Genomic DNA, 3,375 nt, shown 5'->3' with positions numbered 1-3,375 from the left:
CCCCCCCCCCCCCCCCCCCCCCCCCCCCCCCCCCCCCCCCCCCCCCCCCCCCCCCCCCCCCCCCCCCCCCCCCCCCCCCCCCCCCCCCCCCCCCCCCCCCCCCCCCCCCCCCCCCCCCCCCCCCCCCCCCCCCCCCGATTCTCGTCTCGCCCGCCGATAACGCGTGGGCACCGTCACTGTGCCCCACCTGGATCGATGACATCGCATTTTCCGAGACATCCGCGTGCCGTTTGTAAACTGGGTCGTGGTTGAATGGCGTCGGGCGCATCGGCCGAGCCGAGCCGGCGATCGCCTCGGATGAACGAAGGGATGTGCGGCATTGCAGACCGGGATGGTGATTGCGATCATTCTGGTTGTAGTGCTGGTCGCATTGGCCCTCCTGTCCACATATCGCCTGGTGATGCTGCGTCGTGGGGGGACCGCGGCCATCCTGCGGGTGCTTCCGGCGCGGGGCGGGGAACGCTGGCGGCACGGCGTCATCCGGTACGACGAGGATCATCTCGTCTTCTACAAACTCACCAGCCTCAAGCCCGGTGCGGATTCGGTGATCCGGCGCCGCGGTATCGAGATCGGCGATCGCCGCGGCCCGCGGGGTGACGAGTACGACATCATGACCGATGCGATCTCGGTGATCGGTGTCGCGGACCGCAACGGCGACTACGAGCTGGCGCTGGATCGCGCCGCGCTGACCGCGTTTCTGTCGTGGGTCGAGTCACGTCCCTCCGAACGCGCTCGCCGGCTTCGCGGCCACTGACCACCCCGATGTGGTGACGCCCGTGTGCGGCGGCACATGGACGCAGCATCGGTAACCCGGTCCGGGACGCGGCGAGCGTTTATGGTGGGTCGTGTGAGCGTGCATCTGACGCGGATCTACACCCGAACCGGTGACGACGGGACCACCGGTCTCAGCGACTTCTCCAGAGTCGCCAAGACCGATCCCCGCCTGGTCGCCTACGCCGATTGCGACGAGGCCAATGCAGCACTCGGTGTGGCGATAGCGCTCGGTGCGCCCGGCGCGGAGCTGGTCGCGGTGTTGCGCGGTATCCAGAACGATCTGTTCGACGCCGGTGCCGATCTGTCGACGCCGCTGGTGCCGGACCCGCAGTATCCGCCCTTGCGCATCACCGAGGCGTATATCGAACGCCTGGAATCCTGGTGTGACGAGTTCAATGCCGAACTGGCACCGCTGCATTCGTTCATCCTGCCCGGCGGCACCCCGCTTGCCGCGTTGCTGCATACGGCCCGCACGGTCGTTCGCCGGGCCGAACGTTCGGCGTGGGCGGCGGTGCAGGCGCATCCGGACGATACGAGCGTGCTGCCGGCGAAGTACCTCAACCGGCTGTCGGATCTGCTGTTCATCCTCAGCCGGTATACGAATCCGGAGGGTGATGTGCTCTGGCGGCCCGGCGGCGGCCGCGCGGATATCGAACCGGCCGAGTCCGCCGGGCGTAACGAGCCGGGCGCGGATTCCGGTACCTCGTCGGGGCCCGACAGCCCGTCGGGACACTGAGGCGGACCGGTTCCGTCAGCGGTGGTCGTGCCGGATGGCCGTCGGGCCGAGCCCGGCGCCCGGCCCCGGCGTAATCGCGCGACCGGCACACCAGCGCGCACGTCTGCGCTCTATCCTTGCACCCACTGGTGCGCCGAATACTCGGAGAGGCGGCATGGAACGGTTTTTGGTAACTGGCGGCAACCGGCTGGTCGGTGAGGTCTCGGTCGGAGGCGCCAAGAACAGCGTCCTGAAACTCATGGCCGCGGCTCTGCTCACCGAAGGCACCACCACCATCACGAACTGCCCGGACATTCTGGACGTTCCCTTGATGGCGGAGGTCCTGCGCGGTTTGGGCTGCGAAGTCACGATCACCGGCGATGTCGTCGCCATCGATACTCCTGCCGAGCCCAAGTACCACGCCGATTTCCCGGCGGTGACCCAGTTCCGTGCGTCGGTCTGTGTCCTGGGCCCGCTCATGGCGCGGTGTAAACGTGCGGTGGTCGCGCTACCCGGCGGTGACGCGATCGGATCACGCCCCCTCGATATGCACCAGGCAGGTCTGCGTCTGCTCGGGGCGACCAGCGAGATCGAGCACGGATGCGTGGTGGCCCGCGCCGACGAACTGCAGGGCGCGCGTATCCGGCTCGACTTCCCGTCGGTAGGGGCGACCGAGAACATCCTCATGGCAGCGGTGCTCGCGCAGGGGGAGACGGTGATCGACAACGCCGCCCGCGAGCCCGACATCGTGGACCTGTGCACGATGCTCACCCAGATGGGTGCGCATATCCGGGGAGCCGGCACCTCGGTCCTGACGATTCAGGGCGTGAAGCGGCTCTCGCCGACGACGCACCGGGTGATCGGCGACCGGATCGTCGCCGCGACCTGGGGTATCGCCGCGGCCATGACCATGGGCGACGTCCGCGTCACCGGGGTCAATCCGCAGCATCTTGCGCTGGTCCTGGACAAACTGCGTTCGGCAGGCGCGCGTATCTCGTTCGAACAGGACGGCTTCCGCGTCGTCCAGGCCGACCGTCCCCGTGCGGTGAACTTCTCGACCCTGCCGTTCCCCGGCTTTCCCACGGACCTGCAACCGATGGCCATCGGTCTGGCGGCGATCGCCGACGGCACCTCGATGATCACGGAGAACGTGTTCGAAGCCCGGTTCCGGTTCGTCGAGGAGATGATCCGCCTGGGTGCCGACGCCCGTACCGATGGTCATCATGCGGTGGTCCGTGGCATTCCGCGGTTGTCCAGTGCACCGGTGTGGTCGTCGGATATCCGGGCCGGCGCCGGATTGGTTCTGGCCGGGCTGGTCGCCGATGGGGTCACCGAAGTCCACGACGTTTTCCACATCGACCGCGGATATCCGGCCTTTGTGGAAAAGCTGCAGGCGCTCGGCGCAGCCGTGGAACGCGTGGGTTCGGCGGGATGAGGGTTTCGAAGCCGAAACGGTGCGCGTGGGTATTACAGGAATGTCGCGATTTACCTACCGTGACCAGGCGATTTGACATCTATTTCGACGCCGCGTAACTTTATCCAAGTCAGAGCGACACGGACACCGACCCGGGGCCCGGAGCGAGGCGGAAACGCCGAGCCGGAGGGACCAGGGAAACGAGGTAGGACGAGGAGCGCCTGGCGATCACACTGGTTCAGCCGGAACCTCCGATTTGCAATCGGGAAAACGGATGAGCTAAGCTTGAGAAGTTGCCTCACAGAAGCACCGGCCAGGCCGGATGTCGAAGTGTGTGCGTGTGTTCTTTGAGAACTCAATAGTGTGTTGATGAATGTCAGTGCCAAATATTTAATTTGGTTTCGGTTCTTCATACCCCCGTGTGGAGGGCCGAACATTTAAGTCAGCTAAATTCCGGCTGGCGATTGTTTTG

At 66.5% G+C, this 3,375-nt stretch carries 3 protein-coding genes; all 3 read left to right on the top strand.

The window, feature by feature from the left end; all coding sequences use genetic code 11:
* Positions 1–331 precede the first annotated feature (331 nt).
* The 3 genes from QH196_RS03600 (at position 332) to murA (ending at position 2,924) form a co-directional block, all read left to right on the top strand.
* Positions 332–754: a DUF2550 domain-containing protein gene (locus QH196_RS03600; RefSeq protein ID WP_280414302.1), complete on the top strand. Its 423-nt coding sequence runs from the start codon at positions 332–334 to the stop codon at positions 752–754.
* A 93-nt stretch (positions 755–847) separates the two neighbouring features.
* Positions 848–1,510 (top strand): cob(I)yrinic acid a,c-diamide adenosyltransferase, encoded by a 663-nt coding sequence (locus QH196_RS03595; protein WP_280414301.1) that lies wholly within the window; start codon positions 848–850, stop codon positions 1,508–1,510.
* Between the two features lie 154 nt (positions 1,511–1,664).
* Positions 1,665–2,924 carry a UDP-N-acetylglucosamine 1-carboxyvinyltransferase gene (gene murA, locus QH196_RS03590; protein WP_280414300.1) on the top strand — a complete coding sequence of 420 codons (1,260 nt, stop codon included), beginning with the start codon at positions 1,665–1,667 and terminating at the stop codon, positions 2,922–2,924.
* The last annotated feature ends 451 nt before the right edge of the window (positions 2,925–3,375 follow it).

The organism is Nocardia carnea, assembly GCF_029868325.1.
Taxonomy (GTDB): Bacteria; Actinomycetota; Actinomycetes; order Mycobacteriales; family Mycobacteriaceae; genus Nocardia; species Nocardia carnea_C.
Note: the sequence above shows the minus strand (reverse complement) of the source record. Positions and strands in the feature narration are given on the sequence as shown.

Excerpts from the sequence above, each read along its gene's own strand:
- QH196_RS03600 (WP_280414302.1), top strand. The coding sequence starts at position 332 with ATGGTGATTGCGATCATTCTGGTTGTAGTGCTGGTCGCATTGGCCCTC.
- murA (WP_280414300.1), top strand. The coding sequence starts at position 1,665 with ATGGAACGGTTTTTGGTAACTGGCGGCAACCGGCTGGTCGGTGAGGTC.